This window comes from Aeromonas sp. FDAARGOS 1402 (genome assembly GCF_019046925.1).
Taxonomy (GTDB): domain Bacteria; phylum Pseudomonadota; class Gammaproteobacteria; order Enterobacterales; family Aeromonadaceae; genus Aeromonas; species Aeromonas caviae.
In genome coordinates this window covers 2,521,595-2,540,820 of the sequence record NZ_CP077201.1, presented here as the reverse complement: position 1 = coordinate 2,540,820, position 19,226 = coordinate 2,521,595, and the positions used below count along the sequence as shown (strand labels likewise).

The window sequence follows — 19,226 nt, the reverse complement described above, 5'->3', positions numbered from 1 at the left end:
TGCCACCCGATTGGCACCTGGCAGTGCCACGCACTGCCTCATAACAGCCCAAGCGCATAGCGTAGCGCCATCTCCTTGAGGGGGCCCGCCTTGTCCGCCAGATTCAGCGCCAGGTTGCGGGCAAGCCTGAGGGGGCCTATCTCGTTGCTGAAGACCCCGTAGAAGAGATCCATCCCCGACTGCATCAGCAGGTTGTCAGGGCGGCGTCGCCCCTCGTAACGCCCGGCCAGCGCCAGCTCGTGCCACTGCGCCCCCGCCTTGCCGAGCAACCCGGCCCAGCAGGCCACGTCCTTGAAACCGAGGTTCACCCCCTGCCCCGCCAGCGGATTGATGGTGTGGGCCGCATCCCCGAGCAGCACCACTCGCCCGGCGTGATAGTCGTTGGCGTGACGGCGCACCAGGGGGAAGCTCCCCTTGTCCGTCACGGTGAAACCGCCAAGGCGGCTCGGGAAGTGGCGGCGCACCTCGACGGCCAGGGCCTCGTTGCTCATGGCGGCCAGCGCCCGGATGCGGGCCGGGCTGTCATACCAGACCAGGGAGCCATGGCGGCCCGGCAGCGGCAGGAAGGCGCGCGGGCCGCTCGGGGTGAACTGCTGCCAGGTGATGTCTTCCTGGGCAAAATCGGTGTCGATGTTGATCAGCATGCAGTGCTGGCGGTACTCGAAACGCGACACCCCGATGCCGGCCAATCGCCGGGTGTGGGATTCGGCACCATCGCAGGCCAACACCCAGCGCGCCTGCAGCTCGGTGCCGTCATCCAGGGTCAGCACGGCGTCATCCGCACCCTGGCGCAGGCTCGTCACCGCCGCCGGGGTATGGGTCTGGATGGTCGGGAAATCCTCCATCCTTTTCAGGAGCGCGAGCTGGATCAGCCGGTTTTCGATGATGTAGCCGAGCTGGGGCAGCCCGAGATCCACCGCGTCGAAGCGGGTAGCGAAGCCGTCCAGCTCCCAGGTCTCCAGCCGGCGATAGGGGCACAGCCGCATCTGCTGCAGATATTGCCAGGCACCGGCCCGGGTCAGCAGCGCCACCGAGGCCTGACTGATGGCGGAAACCCGCAGATCCAGCGGCTGCTCGGGGGCATAGGGCTCGGGCAACCGGGTCTCGATGACCCGCACCGAGAGCCCCTCTGCCGCCAGCAGGCAGGCGGTGGCGGCGCCCACCATGCCGGCGCCGACGATGGCAATATCACACTGTTCCATAACTTGATTCCTGCAAGGAGTCCCCGCGATAAGGGGCAAGGGCCGAACCGAATGGGGCATGATAACGCAAGGAGGCGGCAGAAACAGTGAGAGGGATGCGCAATTGCCGACGACAAGCCGGCCCTGATGGCGACGGGCGGCCCCAGACTGGTCAGCACCGGGATTGCGGAGTAAAATGGCCGGTCCTTTGACCCTGCCGATTTCAAAACCAGTCACGAGAAGCAATGAGCAAGAAACTTCATATCAAGACCTGGGGCTGCCAGATGAACGAGTACGACTCGTCCAAGATGGCGGACCTGCTGGATGCCAGCAATGGCTACACGCTTACCGAGGAGCCGGAAGAGGCAGATGTGCTGCTGCTCAACACCTGTTCCATCCGCGAGAAGGCCCAGGAGAAGGTGTTCCACCAGCTCGGTCGCTGGAAGAAGCTCAAGGCGAAAAAACCGGGGCTGGTGATCGGGGTGGGCGGCTGCGTCGCCTCCCAGGAAGGGGAGAACCTGCGCAGCCGGGCGCCCTATGTGGACATCGTCTTCGGACCCCAGACCCTGCACCGCCTGCCGACCATGATCAAGCAGGTGCAGGAGGGGCGCGGTGCCCAGGTGGACATCGCCTTCCCCGAAATCGAGAAGTTCGACAACCTGCCCGAACCCCGTGCCGAGGGGGCGACCGCCTTCGTTTCCATCATGGAAGGCTGCTCCAAGTACTGCTCCTTCTGCGTGGTGCCCTACACCCGTGGCGAGGAGGTGAGCCGGCCGCTGGATGACGTGCTCTATGAAATCGCCCAGCTCGCCCAGCAAGGGGTGCGCGAAGTGAACCTGCTCGGCCAGAACGTCAACGCCTACCGGGGACCGACCTTCGACGGGGAGGTCTGCACCTTCGCCGAGCTGCTGCGCCTGGTGGCTGCCATCGACGGCATCGACCGCATTCGCTACACCACCAGCCACCCGGTCGAGTTCACCGACGACATCATCGAGGTCTATCGTGATACCCCCGAGGTGGTCAGCTTCCTGCACTTGCCCATCCAGAGCGGCTCGGATCGCATCCTGACCATGATGAAGCGCCCGCACACCGTGCTGGAGTACAAGTCCAAGATCCGCCGCCTGCGCGCCGTGCGTCCCGACATCACCATGAGCTCCGACTTCATCGTCGGCTTCCCGAACGAGACGGACGAAGACTTCGAGGCCACCATGAAACTCATCGAGGAGATCAACTTCGACATGAGCTTCAGCTTCATCTACAGCCCGCGCCCCGGCACCCCGGCCGCAGACCTGCCCGATGACGTCGACATGGAAGTGAAGAAGGCCCGCCTGACCCGACTGCAAAACCGCATCAATCACCAGTCCATGCTCATCGGCCGCGCCATGCTGGGCTCGGTGCAGCGCATCCTGGTGGAGGGGCCCTCCAAGATGGATCCCATGCAGCTCAGTGGCCGCACCGAGAACAACCGGGTGGTCAACTTCGAGGGGCCGCACCGCCTCATCGGCGGCTTCGCCGACGTGGAGATCACCGACGTACGCCCCTACTCCCTGCGCGGCCGCTTCATCCGCGGCGAGGACGAAATGAACCTGCGCATCGCCACGGCCCCGAGCGAGATCCTCGCCCGTCGTCCTGACAACGTGCCCGATGATCTGGGCGTTGCGGCCTTCAGACCCCATTGATGACTCTCTCCCCCGCCCCCTGGCGGGGGAACAACCGATAAGAGGACACCTTGAGCCGACACATCTCCACCCTGAATCTGCACCTTGAACCCGCCGACAACCAGCGCCTCGCCAGCCTGTGCGGACCCTTTGACGACAACCTCAAGCAGCTGGAGCGCCGTCTCGGCATCGAGATAAGCTACCGGGACAACCACTTCCAAGTGATCGGCAAGCAGGCCCAGGTGGAGGCGGCTGCCGTCATCCTCAAGCACCTCTATGTGGAAACCCAGCCCCTCAAGGGGAGCAAGGTGAGCGACATCACCCCCGAGATGGTGCACCTGGCGGTGCAGGAGTCCCGCGTGCTGGAGCAGGACGACGAACCTGCCCCTTCCCTGCCCTACGGCAAGGAGGTCACGGTCAAGACCAAGCGCGGTCTCATCAAGCCCCGCAGCCCGAACCAGGCCCAGTACATCGCCAATATCGTGCGCCACGACATCAGCTTCGGCATCGGGCCCGCCGGGACCGGCAAGACCTATCTCGCCGTGGCCGCCGCCGTGGATGCCCTGGAGCGCCAGGAGATCCGCCGCATCCTGCTGACCCGCCCGGCGGTGGAAGCCGGTGAGAAGCTCGGCTTTCTGCCCGGCGATCTTTCCCAGAAGGTGGACCCCTACCTGCGCCCCCTCTACGACGCCCTGTTCGAGATGCTGGGCTTCGAGCGGGTGGAGAAGCTGATGGAGCGCAACGTCATCGAGGTGGCGCCGCTTGCCTACATGCGCGGCCGCACCCTCAACGACGCCTTCATCATCCTGGACGAGGCCCAGAACACCACCACGGAACAGATGAAGATGTTCCTGACCCGCATCGGCTTCAACTCCAAGGCGGTGGTGACCGGCGACATCACCCAGGTGGACTTGCCTCGCAGCACCAAATCCGGTCTGCGCCACGCCCTAGAGGTGTTGCAGGGGGTCGATGGCCTCTCCTTCAACTTCTTCGAGTCCAAGGACGTGGTGCGCCATCCCGTGGTGGCCCGCATCGTGCAGGCCTACGAGGCATTCGATGCCCAGCAGGCGGCCGAGAAGAGCGCAGCCACTCCCCGCAACGAAAACACCAGCAAAGAGAGTGCCCAATGAGCGTGACCCTGGATCTGCAACTGGCCTGCGCCAGCCCGGACGGCCTGCCGACCGAGGCCCAGCTGCAAGGCTGGCTCGACGGCACCATTCTGGGCTTCCAGCCCGAGGCCGAGGTGACGGTGCGCCTGGTGGACGAGGCGGAGAGCCGCGAGCTCAACCATACCTATCGCGGCAAGGACAAGCCCACCAACGTTCTCTCCTTCCCCTTCGAGGCGCCACCGGGTCTCGAGCTGCCCCTGCTCGGGGATCTGGTGATCTGCCGCCAGGTGGTCGAGGCTGAAGCCGTCGAACAGGGCAAGCCCCTGATGGCCCACTGGGCTCACATGGTTGTGCATGGCAGTCTGCATCTGCTAGGTTATGACCATATCGAGGACGAGGAAGCCGAGGAGATGGAGCAGCTCGAGCGCGACATCATGCAGGAACTGGGCTTCGCCGATCCTTATCTGAACGACGAAGAGTAACGAACTGGATGGTCATCGTCTTGAAACAGCCGATGCCCATCCTCATATAACCACAACGATTTCAAGTGTGTTCATACGAGTAACCAAGAGAGAAAATGACCGACGATCACCCTAGTACCGGCTCGCCGAAGAAAACCTGGCTCGACAAACTCAGCCAACTCTTCCAGGGCGAGCCAAAAGACCGCAACGATCTGGTAGAGGTCATCGCCGATGCCGAAGAGCGGGACCTCATCGATCAGGACACCAAGGACATGATCGAGGGCGTGCTCGAAATTGCCGAGCTGCGCGTGCGTGACATCATGATCCCCCGCTCCCAGATGGTGACCATCGAGAAGTCCCAGCCGGTGGACGAGTTCCTGCCGGTCATCATCGAATCCGGCCACTCCCGCTTCCCGGTGATCAACGAAGACAAGGATCACGTGGAGGGCATCTTGCTCGCCAAGGATCTGCTGCCGTTCGGGTTTGGCGGCCAGCATGCCAGCGAGCCGCTCCAGCTGGAGAAGATCCTGCGTCCCACGGTGATCGTACCGGAGAGCAAGCGGGTCGATCGCCTGCTCAAGGAGTTCCGGGAAGAGCGCTACCACATGGCCATCGTGGTGGACGAGTTTGGCGGTGTCTCTGGTCTCGTGACCATCGAGGACATTCTGGAGCTCATCGTCGGCGAGATTGACGACGAGTTCGACGACATCGAGGACGAGCCGGAAGAGATCCGCCGCATCAGCAAGCGGGTCTTCTCGGTGAGCGCGCTGACAGAGATCGAGGACTTCAACGACTTCTTCGGCACCCAGTTCAGCGATGAAGAGGTGGACACCGTCGGCGGTCTGGTGATGCACGCCTTCAGCCACCTGCCCAAGAAGGGGGAAGAGATCGAACTCGACGGCTACCTGTTCAAGGTGATGCACGCCGATCGCCGTCGCCTGCAACAGTTGCAGGTGAAGATCCCCGAGCATCATGCGGCGGCGCAGCCGGAGTCCTGATCCCGCCCAGCACCATGCACATCCCGCGCCCCTCTCGTCAGGGGCGCTTTTTTTACCTCTCTCCCGCCGCGCGACCGCCCCTGGGCCCACGCCGACCGCGAGGCTCGCCGTTGACCCGGTTTGCGGTTAAGATGTCGGCCATTGTGTTTCCATTCAGTCCAATTCGAGCCCCGATCCCCCGTGAAATCGAAACTCCTGACCAGCCTGTTTGCCATTGCCAGCGGCGCCATCGCCGTGTTGGCCTTCTCCCCTTTCGGCTACTGGCCCCTGGTGATCCCCTCCCTGCTCGGCCTTTACGCCCTGCTGGACAAGGCCACCCCCAAACAGGCAGCCTGGCGAGGCTTCGGCTACGCCATGGGTCTGTTCCTGCCCGGGCAGTGGTGGATCCACGTCAGCATGACGGAGTTTGGCGGCATTCCGCTGCCGGCCGCCTTCGTGCTGCTGGCCGGGCTCTGCGCCTATCTCTCCCTCTACCCGACCCTGGCTTGCTGGCTCTTCGCCCGCTTCTTTGTCGGCCGCCACTGGAGCCGCTGGCTGCTCGCCTTCCCGGCGCTCTGGCTGATGGCCGACTGGCTGCGGGGCTGGGTGATGACAGGCTACCCCTGGCTCTGGTTCGGCTACACCCAGATAGACGGCCCCCTCAAGGGCTTCGCTCCCCTTCTCGGGGTGCAGGGCATCACCCTCGCCCTGCTGCTCACCGCCTCCGCCCTCTGGCTGGTATGGCAGCACCGCAAGCCGGCCTGGCTGCTGCTCCCCGTTGCCCTGGTGGGCGCCGCCCAAGGGCTGATGCAGCTCAACTGGGTGACCCGGGGTGAGCCGGTCAAGGTCGCGCTGGTGCAGGGCAACATCGAGCAGTCCCTCAAGTGGGATCCGGAGGCCCTAGTGCCGACCGTGCGCAAGTATCAGGATCTCAGCCGCGAGAACCAGGATGCCGACATCATCGTCTGGCCGGAGTCCGCCATCCCGGCCATCGAGAAGGAGATGGGTACCTATCTGGAGAGCCTGGACAAGGCGATGAAGGTGAACGACACCGGCCTGCTGGCGGGGATCATCCATTACGACCTGAAACAGCAGCGCTTCTTCAATACCGTGCTCGGCATGGGGGTGCAGGATGCAGAAGGCAAGGAGTCCTACTACTACGAGCACAAGAACCGCTACTACAAGTACCACCTGCTGCCCATCGGCGAGTTCGTACCCTTCGAAGATCTGCTGCGTCCCATCGCCCCCTTCTTCAACCTCCCCATGTCCTCCTTCAGCCGGGGTGACGAGGTGCAGCCGAACCTGATCGCCAAGGGGCTCAAGTTTGCAGCCGCCATCTGTTACGAGATCATCTTCCCGGACGAGGTGCGCCGCAACGTGCAGCCGGATACCGACTTTCTGCTGACCGTCTCCAACGACGCCTGGTTCGGTACCAGCATCGGCCCCTGGCAGCACATGGAGATCGCCCGCATGCGCGCCCTCGAGCTGGCCCGCCCGCTGCTGCGCGACACCAACACCGGCATCACCATCGTCACCGAGATAGACGGCAGCATCATCGCCCAGATCCCGCAGTTCGAGGCTGGAGTATTGCGTGCCGAGGTACGCCCCGCCCACGGCCAGACCCCCTATCTGCGTTTTGGCAGCTGGCCAATGTATGGCCTGGCCGCCGCCCTGCTGGGGCTGGCCCTGTGGCTGCGCCCCCGCGCCCACCCCTGGGCACGCAAGGGCTAAGACCACACAACCCCGATAAACAAAAGAGGCGCCCTTGGGCGCCTCTTTTTATGGTTTGGCTTATGGCTTGGCACAGTCTGGTGGCTCAAGGAGACAGCGGCTCGCGATGATATTCATCGGCCCCGCACTCGGGGCAGGTGCCAAGCTGCTCCGGGTGCAGCACGGTATGGCGCCACTCGCAGTGATCGCACACCAGCACCCCGAGTCCCACCCAGTCCCCCGCCCGGTAGACCCCCTTGTGTTCCAGCTCGTCCGCCAACTCCTGCCACTCCACCTGGGTGCGGTCGGTCACGTCTGCCAACCAGGACCAGGCGGTGTCCTTGAGCGCCAGCATGAAGGCCGACTCCTCCACCTGATCATCCTTGCGCCCTTCGTCATAGTTGCCCAGATCCCGCTTCACATACTCGGCGATCAGCGCCAGCTCGTCCTGGGTCAGATCCCCGGCCGCCTCCAGATAGGCCTGCACCTTGGCGATCATCCGGTTGAGGCGCTCTCCCTGAAACGCTTCCGTCTCTTCCCACTGCTTCTTGAGCTGGGCGATAAAGGCTTCATACCCTTGTCGACGTTTGTCCATGGCCATCACTCCTCTGCTGAATCCCGATCGAGCCAGACCCTGACCTCGGGCTCGGCGGATACGGGCGGCGGTTGCCATTCTCACTTCGTTGCGACTCTCGCGGCTCTTGCGGCTCTGCAAATCCTCGCGGGTACCGGACCTGGCCCGAGACCGGGCGGATGCTGGCGGTTGTTGCCGCCGCAGGATATGGGTATTCTATCGGGATTTCCCAGCCGTTTTATCTATTCATTTCACAGATCCGGATGTCACCAATGCAAGAGCAATACGTTCCCCAATCCATAGAACCAGCAGTGCAGAAGCACTGGGATGCCAAGAAAACCTTCAAGGCGGTGGAGAAAGTAGACAAGGAAAAGTTCTACTGCCTCTCCATGTTCCCCTATCCGTCTGGTCGTCTACACATGGGGCACGTTCGCAACTACACCATAGGTGATGTGATCTCCCGTTATCAACGGCTCAATGGCAAGAACGTGCTGCAACCCATCGGTTGGGACGCCTTCGGCCTGCCTGCAGAAAACGCCGCCATCAAGAACAACACGGCGCCAGCCCCCTGGACCTACGAAAACATCGAATACATGAAGAACCAGCTGAAGATGCTGGGTCTGGGCTATGACTGGGATCGGGAGCTGGCCACCTGCAAGCCGGACTACTACCGCTGGGAGCAGTGGTTCTTCACCAAGCTCTACGAGAAGGGTCTGGTCTACAAGAAGACCTCCTCCGTCAACTGGTGCCCGAACGACATGACGGTGCTGGCCAACGAGCAGGTAGTGGACAACTGCTGCTGGCGCTGTGATACCCCGGTGGAACAGAAAGAGATCCCCCAGTGGTTCATCAAGATCACCGACTACGCCGAAGAGCTGCTGAACGACATCGACAATCTGGAAGGCTGGCCGGAAATGGTCAAGACCATGCAGCGCAACTGGATTGGCCGCTCCGAAGGGGTCAACATCAGCTTCAATATCGACGGTCAGGCCGAGCACCTCGAGGTCTACACCACCCGTCCGGACACCTTCATGGGTGTGACCTATGTGGGCATCGCCGCCGGTCACCCGCTGGCGCTGCAAGCAGCCCAGAACAATCCGGAGCTGGCCGCCTTCATCGAAGAGTGCAAGAACACCAAGGTGGCCGAAGCTGAACTGGCCACCATGGAGAAGAAGGGCATGGCCACCGGCCTCTACGCCATTCACCCGCTGGATGGCCGCAAGGTGCCCGTCTGGGTCGCCAACTTCGTGCTGATGAACTACGGCACCGGCGCCGTGATGGCAGTACCGGGTCACGACCTGCGTGACCACGAATTCGCCACCAAGTACGGCCTCGAGATCAAGCCTGTCATCAAGCCGGTTGATGGTGACGTCGACGTGAGCGAAGCGGCTTATACCGAGAAGGGCGTGCTGTTCAACTCCGGCGAGTTCGACGGCCTCGACTTCCAGGGTGCCTTCGATGCCATCGCCAACAAGCTGGAAGGGCTCGGCAAGGGCAAGCGCACCGTCAACTACCGTCTGCGCGACTGGGGTGTCTCCCGTCAGCGCTACTGGGGCGCTCCCATCCCCATGCTGACCCTGGCGGACGGTACCGTGGTGCCGACCCCGGAAGATCAGCTTCCGGTACTGCTGCCGGAAGACGTGGTGATGGATGGCATCCAGAGCCCGATCAAGGCCGACGCCGAGTGGGCCAAGACCACGTATAACGGCCAGGAAGCGTTCCGCGAGACCGATACCTTCGACACCTTCATGGAGTCCTCCTGGTACTACGCCCGCTACTGCTCCCCGGACTACGACAAGGGCATGTTGGATCCGGCGGCCGCCAACCACTGGCTGCCGGTGGATCAGTACATCGGCGGCATCGAGCACGCCTGTATGCACCTGCTCTATGCCCGCTTCTTCCACAAGCTGCTGCGCGATGCGGGCCTGGTGAACAGCGACGAGCCGTTCAAGCGTCTGCTTTGCCAGGGCATGGTGCTGGCCGACGCCTTCTACTACAAGGATGAGAAGGGCGGCAACGTCTGGGTCAGCCCCCTCGACGTCAAGGTGGAACGTGACGACAAGGGCCGCATCACCAAGGCTGTCGACCTTGAGGGTCGTGAAGTGATGCACTCCGGCATGACCAAGATGTCTAAGTCCAAGAACAACGGCATCGACCCGCAGTTGATGGTGGAGCGTTACGGCGCCGATACCGTCCGTTTGTTCATGATGTTCGCCTCCCCGGCCGAGATGACCCTGGAGTGGTCCGACTCCGGCGTGGAAGGTGCCCAGCGCTTCCTGCGCCGCCTGTGGCGCATCACCTTCGAGCACGTATCCGGTGGCGCCGTTGCCGCACTGGACGTCGCCGCCCTCACCAGCGACCAGAAAGCCGTGCGCCGCGAGCTGCACAAGACCATCGCCAAGGTGAGCGACGACGTGGGTCGCCGTCAGACCTTCAACACCGCCATCGCTGCCATTATGGAGCTGATGAACAACCTGGCAAAACTGGGCAGCGACGCTCAGGATCGCGCCCTGATGCAGGAAGCGCTGGAAGCGGTCGTGGTCATGCTCTACCCCATCACCCCGCACATCGGCTTCGAGCTGTGGAAGATGCTGGGCAAGGAAGGGGACATCGATGTCGCGACCTGGCCAGTGGCTGACGAAGCGGCCATGGTCGAGACCGAGAAGCTGGTGGTGGTGCAGATCAACGGCAAGATGCGCGGCAAACTGACCGTACCGGCCGAGATAAGCCAGGCCGACGTCGAGAAGCTGGCCATGGCCGATGCGTCCGTACAGAAGTTCACCGACGGTCTGACCGTGCGCAAAGTCGTGTACGTGCCGGGCAAGCTGCTCAACATCGTGGCCAACTGATGACGCCTCCCCTGGCGGCGGCCGACGGTCCGGGCCAGGGGCTGACGACACACGGATGATGACGGCGGGCCTTGCGCCCGCCGCTCTTCCCTTCATGCAAAGAGGATTTTTTATGGGCACCATCTTCACGCGCTGGATGGCCATCGTGCTGGCAGGACTGCTGCTGCAGGCCTGCGGTTTTCAGATGCGGGGCACCGCCATTCCCCCCGAGCTGATGACCATGAAAGTGGTCGGTGACAACAAGAGCGACTTCTACCGACTGGTCACCACCCGTCTCAAGGCCGCTGGCGTCGAACTCGCCGACAAGGAGGGCATCCCGGTGCTGACCCTGGCCGGGGTACGTAGCCGCAGCCAGGTCGCCTCGGTCGACTCCATCGGCCAGGACCGCGAATACCTGCTGAGTTACAGCACCCAGTTCACCGTGGTCATGCCGGGCAAACCGACCCAGGTCTTCCCCATCACCTTCAACCGCAGCTTCCTGAACAAGCCGGATGCGGCACTCGCCTCCTCCCGCGAGCAGGAGCAGCTGGGCAAGGAGATGCAGGAGCAGGCCGCCAACCTGGTTATTCGCCAGCTCAGTCAGGTCAAGTTCTGATGCGCGTATCTTGATGAGAGGGTGTTGATGAGAGTCTATCCCGAGCAGTTTGCGGATCACCTCAAGGCAGGGCTCAAGCCCTGCTATCTCATTTTCGGGGACGATCTCCTGTTCAAGAATGAGCAAGCCATCGACCGTGCATCCTTCCCCCTCAACCAGGCCAGGTTCTGATGCGGATTTACCCTGAACAACTCGCGGATCACCTCAAGGCAGGGCTCAAGCCCTGCTATCTCATTTTCGGGGACGATTTCCTGTTCAAGAATGAGCAAGCCATCGACCGTGCATCCTTCCCCCTCAACCAGGCCAGGTTCTGATGCGGATTTACCCTGAACAACTCGCGGATCATCTCAAGGCAGGGCTCAAGCCCTGCTATCTCATTTTTGGGGACGAGCCCCTGCTCAAACTGGAAGCTGTCGACGCCGTGCGTCAGGTGGCACGCAAACAGGGCTTCGATGAGCGCCACAGCTTCGTGGTGGAACAGGGGCTGGACTGGAACCAGGTCTACGATGCCTGCCAGGCCATGAGCCTGTTCTCGGCCCGCCAGATCATCGAGCTGGAGCTGCCCGCCAAGATCGACAAGGATCTCGCCGCCCGCATCAGCGACATTGGCAAGCAGCTCCACCCCGACCTGCTGCTGGTGCTCTCGGGCCCCCGCCTCAACCAGACCCAGATGAAGGCGGCCTGGTTCGACAAGCTGAGCCAGAGCGGCACCTATGTGCCGGTCAACCACCCCGAACCCCGCTTCTTCCCGCGCTGGATGAGCGCCCGCTTTCAGCGCTTCGGCCTCAAGGCGCTGCCGGATGCGGTCAACTTCATGTGCCACGCCTACGAGGGCAACCTGCTGGCCGCGAGCCAGGAGATCGAGAAGCTGACCCTGCTCTCCCCGCCCCAGCCCATCAGCGTCGCCTATCTGCAGGAGACCATCATCCGCCACGCCCACTTCACCCCCTTCCAGCTCGTCGATACCCTGCTGGAAGGAAAGGTGAACCGGGCCCAGCGCATCCTGCTGGCCCTGCGCGCCGAGGGCACCGAACCCGGCATGCTGGCCTGGACCCTGTGCCGCGAACTGGAGCTGCTCACCGAGCTGGCGCTGGCCGCCCGCGCCGGACAGCCCCTGGTGGAGCATTTCAGCCGCCTGCGCATCTGGCAGAGCCGCCAGCAGCTCATCCAGCAGGCGCTGACCCGGCTTCCCTTCCCCAAGATCCGGCAACTCTGGCAACTGATGGCCCAGCTGGACCATGCCCAGCGCCATTTCGACACCGAACAGGCCTGGCTGATGCTGCAAACCATCGCCCTCGGCTTTCGTGACGGTACCCCGCTCCCCCTGCTGGAGACGGAATCATGCTGACACCGCCCATCGGGATCCTCGGCGGCACCTTCGATCCCATTCACATCGGCCACCTGAGGCCCGCCATCGAGGCACGGGACGCCCTGGGTCTGGCCGAGGTGCGCCTGCTCCCGAACCATATCCCGCCCCACCGGGCCAATCCGCTCTGCTCCAGCGAGCAGCGTCTGGCCATGGTCGCGCTGGCTGCGGCGGACAACCCGGGATTCGTGGTGGATGAGCGGGAGCTCAGGCGCGACACTCCCTCCTGGACCATCGACACCCTTGCCGAGTTGAGGAGCGAGCTGCCGGACACCCCGCTCTGCTTTTTGATGGGGATGGATTCCCTGCTCGGCCTGCCGGGCTGGCACCGCTGGCAGGAGCTGCTCGATTACGCCCACCTGGTGGTGAGCTGCCGCCCAGGCTGGCAACCGGATTATCCCGTCCAGGTGGCCGAGCTGCTGGCCCGCCACCAGACCCGGGACATTCAGGATCTCCATCGCCAGCGCCACGGTCATGTCTGGCTTTGTGACAACCTGCCCGTCGAGCTGTCGGCCACACGCCTGCGTGCCCTGCTCGCGGCAGGCCAGGATCCCAAATACCTGCTGCCCAACCCGGTCGCCGACTATATCCGGCGCCACGGGCTCTACCGCTCATCGGCAACGCAGTAAACGGCGCCACGCAGGCGGCTCAGCCGACACGTCCGGGCGCACCGGGCCCGGCCCTGACTATTGCCAGGCCGGGTTGCACACTATAGTGATCGTCAAGGGGCCCCCCCCCACGGGACGGCTCCCCGGGCGATGCTCCCTTTGCCAGGCTGGGAAACGGGAGTGACCATGATATAATCCGCCGCCCTCTGGCGCCGGAAGATAGGAGAAGACATTGCAAGGCCAAGAATTGCTCGCCTTTATCGTCGACAAGATCGATGACATGAAAGGCCGCGACATCATCACCCTCGATGTGCGCGGCAAATCCAGCATCACGGACACCATGATCATCTGCTCCGGCAACTCCAATCGTCACGTCAGTGCCATCGCCCACAACCTCGCCAGCGAGGCCCGTCATGCGGGGCTCGACCTGCTGAGCGTGGAAGGGGAACTCACCGGTGAGTGGGTGCTGGTGGACATGGGGTCGGTCATCGTCCACGTGATGCAGGATGAATACCGCGACTTCTACCAGCTGGAAAAACTCTGGAGCGGCGCCGCCCAGGTCAATTCGCAATAAAGGGCGACAGCGTAACCAAAGATGAAGATCCAGTTGATTGCCGTGGGCACCAAGATGCCTGCCTGGGTAGAGCATGGCTTCGAAGAGTACCGTCGCCGCTTCCCCAAAGACATGCCGTTCGAGCTGGTCGAGATCGGCGCAGGCAAGCGCGGCAAGAATGCCGACATTCCCCGCATCCTGCAAAAGGAAGGGGAAGCCATGCTGGCCGCCGCCGGCCGCTCCCGTATCGTGACCCTGGACATTCCGGGCAAGCCCTGGACCACGGAGCAGCTCGCCGTGCAACTGGAAGCCTGGAAGCTGGATGGCCGGGATGTGGCGCTGCTGGTGGGTGGCCCGGAGGGGCTCTCCCCCGAGTGCAAGGCTGCCGCGGAGCAGAGCTGGTCGCTCTCGCCCCTGACCCTGCCCCATCCCCTGGTGCGGGTACTGGTGGCCGAGAGCCTCTACCGCGCCTGGAGCATCACCACCAATCACCCTTATCACAGAGAGTGACCCATGCCGACCCTGAGCATGCATTTCTCCTCTCTCACCCGCACGTCAGCCACAAGGTAACGGCATGCTGAAGAATCGCATTGAAATGCGCGATCACAGTGCCGAGGGACGTCTGTTCTTCCGGCGCACCCTGGTCGCCTACATCGGCATGGTCACCCTCATGCTGGTGCTGCTGGCTAACCTCTACTACCTGCAAGTAGAGTCTTACGAAACCTATCAGACCCGTTCCAACGACAACCGCATCCGTGTGGTACCGGTGGCGCCGCCCCGTGGCCTCATCTACGACGCCAACGGTGTCCTGCTGGCGGAAAACCGCCCGGTCTACAGCCTGGAGATCGTGCCCGAAGAGACCGAGAACCTGGAGAAGACCGCGGACGACCTCATCACCCTGCTGGCCCTGCCGGAGGGGACCAAGGAGAAGTTCCTGGCCGAGGTCAAGCGTCAGCGCCGCTTCAAGCCCGTGCCCCTGTTCGAGAAGCTGACCGAATACCAGGTCGCCCTCTTCTCGGTCAACCAGCACAACTACCCGGGGGCCAGCATCGAGGCCTACCTCAAGCGCTACTACCCGTTCGGCGATACCCTCACCCATGCCCTGGGCTACGTGGCCAAGATCAACACCCGTGACGTGGAGCGCCTCGAGAAGGAGGAGAAGCTCGCCAACTATGCCGCCACCAAGGACATCGGCAAACAGGGGGTGGAGAAGTACTACGAGGATCAGCTGCACGGCGTGGCGGGTTATCAGGAGGTCGAGGTGAACAACCGCGGCCGGGTGGTACGTACCCTGAAATTCCAGCCCCCCGAGCCCGGCAAGGACATCTACCTCAACATCGACATCCGCCTGCAGTTGAAGGCCCAGGAGCTGCTGGCCGGCCGCCGGGGCGCCATCGTGATGATGGAGCCCAACACCGGCGCCATCCTGGCCATGGAGTCGAGCCCGAGCTACGACCCCAACCTGTTCGTGACCGGCATCTCCAGCGCCAACTACTCGGCGCTGCTCAATGATCCCGCCCGGCCGCTGGTGAACCGCACCACCCAGGGCATCTATGCCCCCGCCTCCACCGTCAAGCCCATGATGGCGGTGATGGGGCTCAACGAGGGGGCGATCACCCCCAATTACCGCTACTTCGGCGGGCCCAGCTTCTCCATCCCGGGCACCACCAAGAAGTTCCGGGACTGGCGCCGCTGGGGCCACGGCTGGCTCGACGTCTATCGCGCCATCGAAGTGTCGGCGGATACCTATTTCTACGATCTCGCCTACCGGGTCGGCATCGACAAGATCAACAGCTACATGACCAAGTTCGGCTTCGGCCAGTACAGCGGCGTGGACCTCTATGAAGAGACCCGGGGCGTCATGCCCTCCCGGGACTGGAAGATGGCCCGCTGGCGTCAACCCTGGTACCAGGGGGACACCATCTCCATCGGCATCGGCCAGGGCTACTGGAGCGCCACCCCGATCCAGCTCGCCAAGGCCATCAGCATCCTGACCCAGAACGGTCACGACGTGACGCCGCACCTGCTCAAGAGCACCGCCTCGTCCGATGGCGTGGTCAACGCCCCCATCAACCCGAACGTGGCCATCGCCGCCAAGAGCGATACCTACTGGCAGGTGGCCAAAGACGGCATGTGGCGCGTCATCAACGGCCACGAAGGGACGGGGCGCCGCGCCTTCGCCAATACCCCCTACAAGGCGGCGGGCAAGTCCGGCACCGCCCAGGTGGTGGGTCTCAAGGAGAACCAGGTCTACAACGCGGCCACCACCAAGGTGGAGCACCGCGACAACGCCCTGTTCGTCGCCTTCGCCCCCTTCGAGGCACCCAAGGCGGTCGTCGCCCTGGTGCTGGAGAACGCCGGGGGCGGCAGCGCCATGGCGGCACCGGTCGCCCGCCACATGCTGGATGCCTATCTGCTCCCGCCGGAACCCCAGTTGCCACCGGCACCGGAAAAGCCGTCCCAACCGAGTGAGGTCGTTTCCCAATGAGTAATTCTGCCCGCCAGCAGAGCATCTGGTACAAGCTGCACATCGACCTGCCGCTGCTGCTCGGCCTGCTGACCCTGATGGCCCTCTCCATGGTGGTGCTCTACTCCGCCTCGGGCCAGGATCTCGACTCCATCGTGCGCCAGCTGGTGCGCGGCGCCCTGGCCTTCGGTCTGATGATCGGCATAGCCCAGCTGCCGCCCTCCCTCTATGCCCGCTGGTCGGTGCCCCTGTTTGCGGTGGTGGTGCTGCTACTCATCGCGGTGGACGTGTTCGGCCATATCGGCAAGGGGGCCCAGCGCTGGCTCGATCTCGGCTTCATGAAGTTCCAGCCCTCCGAGGTGATGAAACTCTCCATGCCCATCATGGTGGCCGCCTGGCTCAGCCGGCACTCCCTGCCGCCAAAGTTCAGCCATGTGATGATCGCCCTGGTGATGGTGCTGCTGCCCACCCTGCTGATCGCGGCCCAACCCGATCTCGGCACCTCCATCCTGGTGGCCGCTTCCGGCTTCTTCGTCATCTTCCTGGCGGGGATCAGCTGGTGGCTCATCGGGCTCGCGGTCTTGCTCATCTGCGCCTTCATGCCGGTACTCTGGTTCTTCCTGATGCACGACTACCAGCGCCAGCGGGTGCTGATGCTGCTGGACCCGGAGAAGGACCCGCTCGGTCGCGGCTATCATATTATCCAGTCCAAGATTGCGATCGGCTCCGGCGGCGTGTTCGGCAAGGGGTGGCTGCAAGGCACCCAGTCCCAGCTCGAATTCCTGCCAGAGCGCCACACCGACTTCATCTTCGCCGTCTTCAGCGAGGAGTTCGGTCTGGTGGGAGTGGCCCTCTTGCTGGTCATCTACCTCTACATCATCAGCCGCTGCCTGTTTATCTCCATGCAGGCCCAGAACAGCTTCGAACGCCTGCTGGGGGGCGCCCTGACCCTGACCTTCTTCGTCTATGTGTTCGTCAACATGGGCATGGTAAGCGGCATCCTGCCGGTGGTAGGAGTTCCCCTGCCACTGGTGAGCTACGGCGGCACCTCCATGGTGACCCTGATGGCGGGCTTCGGCGTTCTGATGTCCATCCAGACCCACAGGCGGCTGCTCGCCTGATGCGGCTCGGCTGGCTGGCTCTATCTCTGTGCACCCTGACGGCGGGTGCTGCCGTCTCGCCGGCCCGGCTCAGCCTGCTGGCCGAGCAGCAGCAGGTGCCGCTGGCAGAGTTGCAGGCCGCCGCCGCCCAGGCCAGCCTGCGCCAGGAGGTGCTGGACACCATCCGCCGCCCCTGGGAAGCCAAGCCCTGGCACCGCTACAGGCCGCTGTTCGTCACTCCGGAGCGCATCCGGGACGGAGTGGGATTCTGGCAGCGCCATGCCGCCACCCTGGCACGGGCCGAGCAGACCTACCAGGTCCCCGCCTCCCTCATCGTCGCCATCATCGGCATCGAGACCTTTTACGGTCGACAGATGGGCCGCCATCCGGTGCTCGACAGCCTTTACACCCTGGGATTCCACTACCCCGAACGGGCGGATTTCTTCGCCAAGGAATTTGCCCAGCTGGTGCTGCTTGCCCGGGAAGAGAAGTGGCCGCTCACCACCCTCAAGGGCTCCTATGCCGGCGCCATGGGCATGGGCCAGTTCATGCCCTCCAGCTACCGCCACTACGCGGTCGACTTCGACGGAGACGGCAAGCGGGATCTCTTCGCCAACCCGGCAGATGCCATCGGCAGCGTGGCCAACTACTTCGCCCTGCACCACTGGCGCTGGGGCGAGCCGGTGGTGGAGCCCGCCTTGATCGGATTGGCGCCAGTAGGTACCCTGCTTGCACCCGAGCCCGAGCTAAGACACCGCTGGGCAGATCTGGCCGCTGCGGGCATTGAAGTCGCCACACCGCCGTCACCCGAGACGCCGGTAAAACTGCTGGCGATGGAGCAGGCCGAAGGACCGGAATACTGGGTCGCGCGCCACAATTTTTACGTGATCACCCGCTACAATCGCAGCCCTCTCTATGCGATGGCGGTGCATCAACTCAGTCAAGCCATCCAGGACGCTTATGCATTACAGCCACAAACTTCTTCCCCTCAGCCTGACCTTGTTGCTGGCCGCCTGTAGCAGCCAACCCGAACCCCAGCCGCTGCCCCCGGAGCCCGTCCCCCAGGAGAAGCCCCAGGTCATCGAGATCCCCCAGGCGACCGGCGCCATTCCCCGCCCCGAACCCATGAGCGAGAGCGGCAACCGGGACTACTGGATCGGCAAGCAGAAGTTTGAGGTGTGGCGCGACATCAAGCACTACAGCGAGGAAGGCACTGCCAGCTGGCTCTCCCGGGATCTGGACGGCAACAAGACTGCCAACGGCGACGTGCAGGACAGCACCCTGTTCAGCGCCGCCCACCGCAACCTGCCCCTGCCAAGCTACGTGCGGGTCACCAATCTGGACAACGGTCTGGAGACCATAGTACGCGTCAATGATCGCGGTCCCTTCGGCAGCGATCGCCTCATCGATCTCTCCCACGCCGCCGCCGCGCAGCTGGAGATGGTGGAAGGAGGTGAGGCCCGGGTGCGCCTCGAACTCATCACCGATCAGCCGGATCAGATGGTGGAGATGGTGCCCATGACCCCGATGACGCCCATGGAGCCTGCGGCGCCAGCCGCCAATTCCTTCGTGAACGAGACGCCGGCCCCCACGGCACCGGCCAAGGCCGCCCCTGCTCCTGCTCCTGCTCCTGCTCCTGCTCCTGCCGCCACGGCGACCACCACCGTCTCCCCCCCCAAGGCCGGTGCGACCCAGGGCAAGATGATCCAGGTGCTCGCCAGCGGCTCGCAGGCGCGGGCCGAGGCCATGGGCAAGGTGATGACCCAGCGCTATGGCGTGCCGTACCAGGTGGTGGCACATGGCGCCGTCTTCCGCGTCCTGCTCGGGCCCGTGGCCAGCGACAAGCAGGCCCCCCTGCTCGAGCAGATCCGCCAGGGTGGGTTGGAGCAGGCCTTCATCGTGCCCTGATACCCGCCCCGACCTCGCGCCGGGATACGACGCGAGGTCGGGGACCATCCCATAAAATCCCGTCCAGGTCGCATCTCGGACTATGACCGACACGCACATCTGGTATAGTG

17 protein-coding genes and 2 pseudogenes are annotated in these 19,226 nt (G+C 63.7%); 17 read left to right on the top strand and 2 right to left on the bottom strand.

Going from position 1 to position 19,226, the window contains the following annotated elements; translation table 11 throughout:
* Positions 1–38: 38 nt before the first annotated feature.
* Entirely contained in the window at positions 39–1,202 is a 1,164-nt protein-coding gene (locus I6L32_RS12160; protein WP_216943934.1) for an FAD-dependent monooxygenase, read from the bottom strand.
* 224 nt (positions 1,203–1,426) lie between these two features.
* Here I6L32_RS12160 and miaB point away from each other — a divergent pair, with 224 nt between their 5' ends.
* The 5 genes from miaB (at position 1,427) to lnt (ending at position 7,117) form a co-directional block, all read left to right on the top strand.
* Positions 1,427–2,860 (top strand): tRNA (N6-isopentenyl adenosine(37)-C2)-methylthiotransferase MiaB, encoded by a 1,434-nt coding sequence (gene miaB / locus I6L32_RS12155; protein ID WP_010673772.1) that lies wholly within the window; start codon positions 1,427–1,429, stop codon positions 2,858–2,860.
* 50 nt (positions 2,861–2,910) lie between these two features.
* Positions 2,911–3,969, top strand: a complete 1,059-nt coding sequence (locus I6L32_RS12150; RefSeq protein ID WP_010673771.1) for a PhoH family protein — start codon at positions 2,911–2,913, stop codon at positions 3,967–3,969.
* Positions 3,966–4,430 carry an rRNA maturation RNase YbeY gene (gene ybeY / locus I6L32_RS12145; RefSeq protein ID WP_039041101.1) on the top strand — a complete coding sequence of 155 codons (465 nt, stop codon included), beginning with the start codon at positions 3,966–3,968 and terminating at the stop codon, positions 4,428–4,430. The genes I6L32_RS12150 and ybeY overlap by 4 nt, the downstream gene beginning before the upstream one ends.
* 95 nt (positions 4,431–4,525) lie before the next feature.
* The gene (corC, locus tag I6L32_RS12140) at positions 4,526–5,407 is read left to right on the top strand and encodes a CNNM family magnesium/cobalt transport protein CorC (RefSeq protein WP_010673769.1); all 882 of its coding nucleotides are present in this window, start codon (positions 4,526–4,528) and stop codon (positions 5,405–5,407) included.
* 180 nt (positions 5,408–5,587) lie between these two features.
* Positions 5,588–7,117 (top strand): apolipoprotein N-acyltransferase, encoded by a 1,530-nt coding sequence (gene lnt / locus I6L32_RS12135; RefSeq protein WP_160837071.1) that lies wholly within the window; start codon positions 5,588–5,590, stop codon positions 7,115–7,117.
* Positions 7,118–7,202: 85 nt separating this feature from the next.
* On the opposite strand, the gene I6L32_RS12130 is transcribed toward lnt, so the two are convergent.
* Complete coding sequence (locus tag I6L32_RS12130) at positions 7,203–7,691, bottom strand: zinc ribbon-containing protein (RefSeq protein ID WP_039041127.1); 489 nt, start codon at positions 7,689–7,691, stop codon at positions 7,203–7,205.
* 251 nt (positions 7,692–7,942) lie between these two features.
* Between I6L32_RS12130 and leuS the strand changes: the two genes are divergently transcribed.
* The 12 genes and pseudogenes from leuS (at position 7,943) to I6L32_RS12070 (ending at position 19,116) form a co-directional block, all read left to right on the top strand.
* Positions 7,943–10,519 carry a leucine--tRNA ligase gene (leuS, locus tag I6L32_RS12125; RefSeq protein ID WP_216943933.1) on the top strand — a complete coding sequence of 859 codons (2,577 nt, stop codon included), beginning with the start codon at positions 7,943–7,945 and terminating at the stop codon, positions 10,517–10,519.
* 112 nt (positions 10,520–10,631) lie between these two features.
* Positions 10,632–11,114: an LPS assembly lipoprotein LptE gene (gene lptE / locus I6L32_RS12120; protein WP_043153202.1), complete on the top strand. Its 483-nt coding sequence runs from the start codon at positions 10,632–10,634 to the stop codon at positions 11,112–11,114.
* A gap of 27 nt (positions 11,115–11,141) precedes the next feature.
* Positions 11,142–11,249, top strand: a pseudogene (locus I6L32_RS12115) (DNA polymerase III subunit delta); the annotation flags it as partial.
* Positions 11,250–11,284: 35 nt separating this feature from the next.
* Positions 11,285–11,392, top strand: a pseudogene (locus I6L32_RS12110) (DNA polymerase III subunit delta); the annotation flags it as partial.
* Positions 11,393–11,427: 35 nt separating this feature from the next.
* A complete protein-coding gene (gene holA / locus I6L32_RS12105) occupies positions 11,428–12,462 on the top strand; it encodes a DNA polymerase III subunit delta (RefSeq protein WP_216943932.1) in 1,035 nt (344 codons plus the stop codon).
* The gene (gene nadD / locus I6L32_RS12100; protein ID WP_216943931.1) at positions 12,456–13,109 is read left to right on the top strand and encodes a nicotinate-nucleotide adenylyltransferase; all 654 of its coding nucleotides are present in this window, start codon (positions 12,456–12,458) and stop codon (positions 13,107–13,109) included. The genes holA and nadD overlap by 7 nt, the downstream gene beginning before the upstream one ends.
* A 211-nt stretch (positions 13,110–13,320) precedes the next feature.
* Positions 13,321–13,662 carry a ribosome silencing factor gene (rsfS, locus tag I6L32_RS12095; protein WP_010673762.1) on the top strand — a complete coding sequence of 114 codons (342 nt, stop codon included), beginning with the start codon at positions 13,321–13,323 and terminating at the stop codon, positions 13,660–13,662.
* A gap of 21 nt (positions 13,663–13,683) precedes the next feature.
* Complete coding sequence (gene rlmH, locus I6L32_RS12090; RefSeq protein ID WP_005298242.1) at positions 13,684–14,151, top strand: 23S rRNA (pseudouridine(1915)-N(3))-methyltransferase RlmH; 468 nt, start codon at positions 13,684–13,686, stop codon at positions 14,149–14,151.
* 64 nt (positions 14,152–14,215) lie between these two features.
* Positions 14,216–16,129 (top strand): penicillin-binding protein 2, encoded by a 1,914-nt coding sequence (mrdA, locus tag I6L32_RS12085; RefSeq protein WP_010673761.1) that lies wholly within the window; start codon positions 14,216–14,218, stop codon positions 16,127–16,129.
* Positions 16,126–17,229, top strand: a complete 1,104-nt coding sequence (gene rodA / locus I6L32_RS12080) for a rod shape-determining protein RodA (RefSeq protein ID WP_039041107.1) — start codon at positions 16,126–16,128, stop codon at positions 17,227–17,229. The genes mrdA and rodA overlap by 4 nt, the downstream gene beginning before the upstream one ends.
* Positions 17,229–18,227 (top strand): lytic murein transglycosylase B, encoded by a 999-nt coding sequence (gene mltB, locus I6L32_RS12075; protein WP_048207098.1) that lies wholly within the window; start codon positions 17,229–17,231, stop codon positions 18,225–18,227. Before rodA ends, mltB begins: the two co-directional genes overlap by 1 nt.
* Positions 18,169–19,116, top strand: a complete 948-nt coding sequence (locus I6L32_RS12070; protein WP_216943930.1) for a septal ring lytic transglycosylase RlpA family protein — start codon at positions 18,169–18,171, stop codon at positions 19,114–19,116. The genes mltB and I6L32_RS12070 overlap by 59 nt, the downstream gene beginning before the upstream one ends.
* Positions 19,117–19,226: the final 110 nt, after the last annotated feature.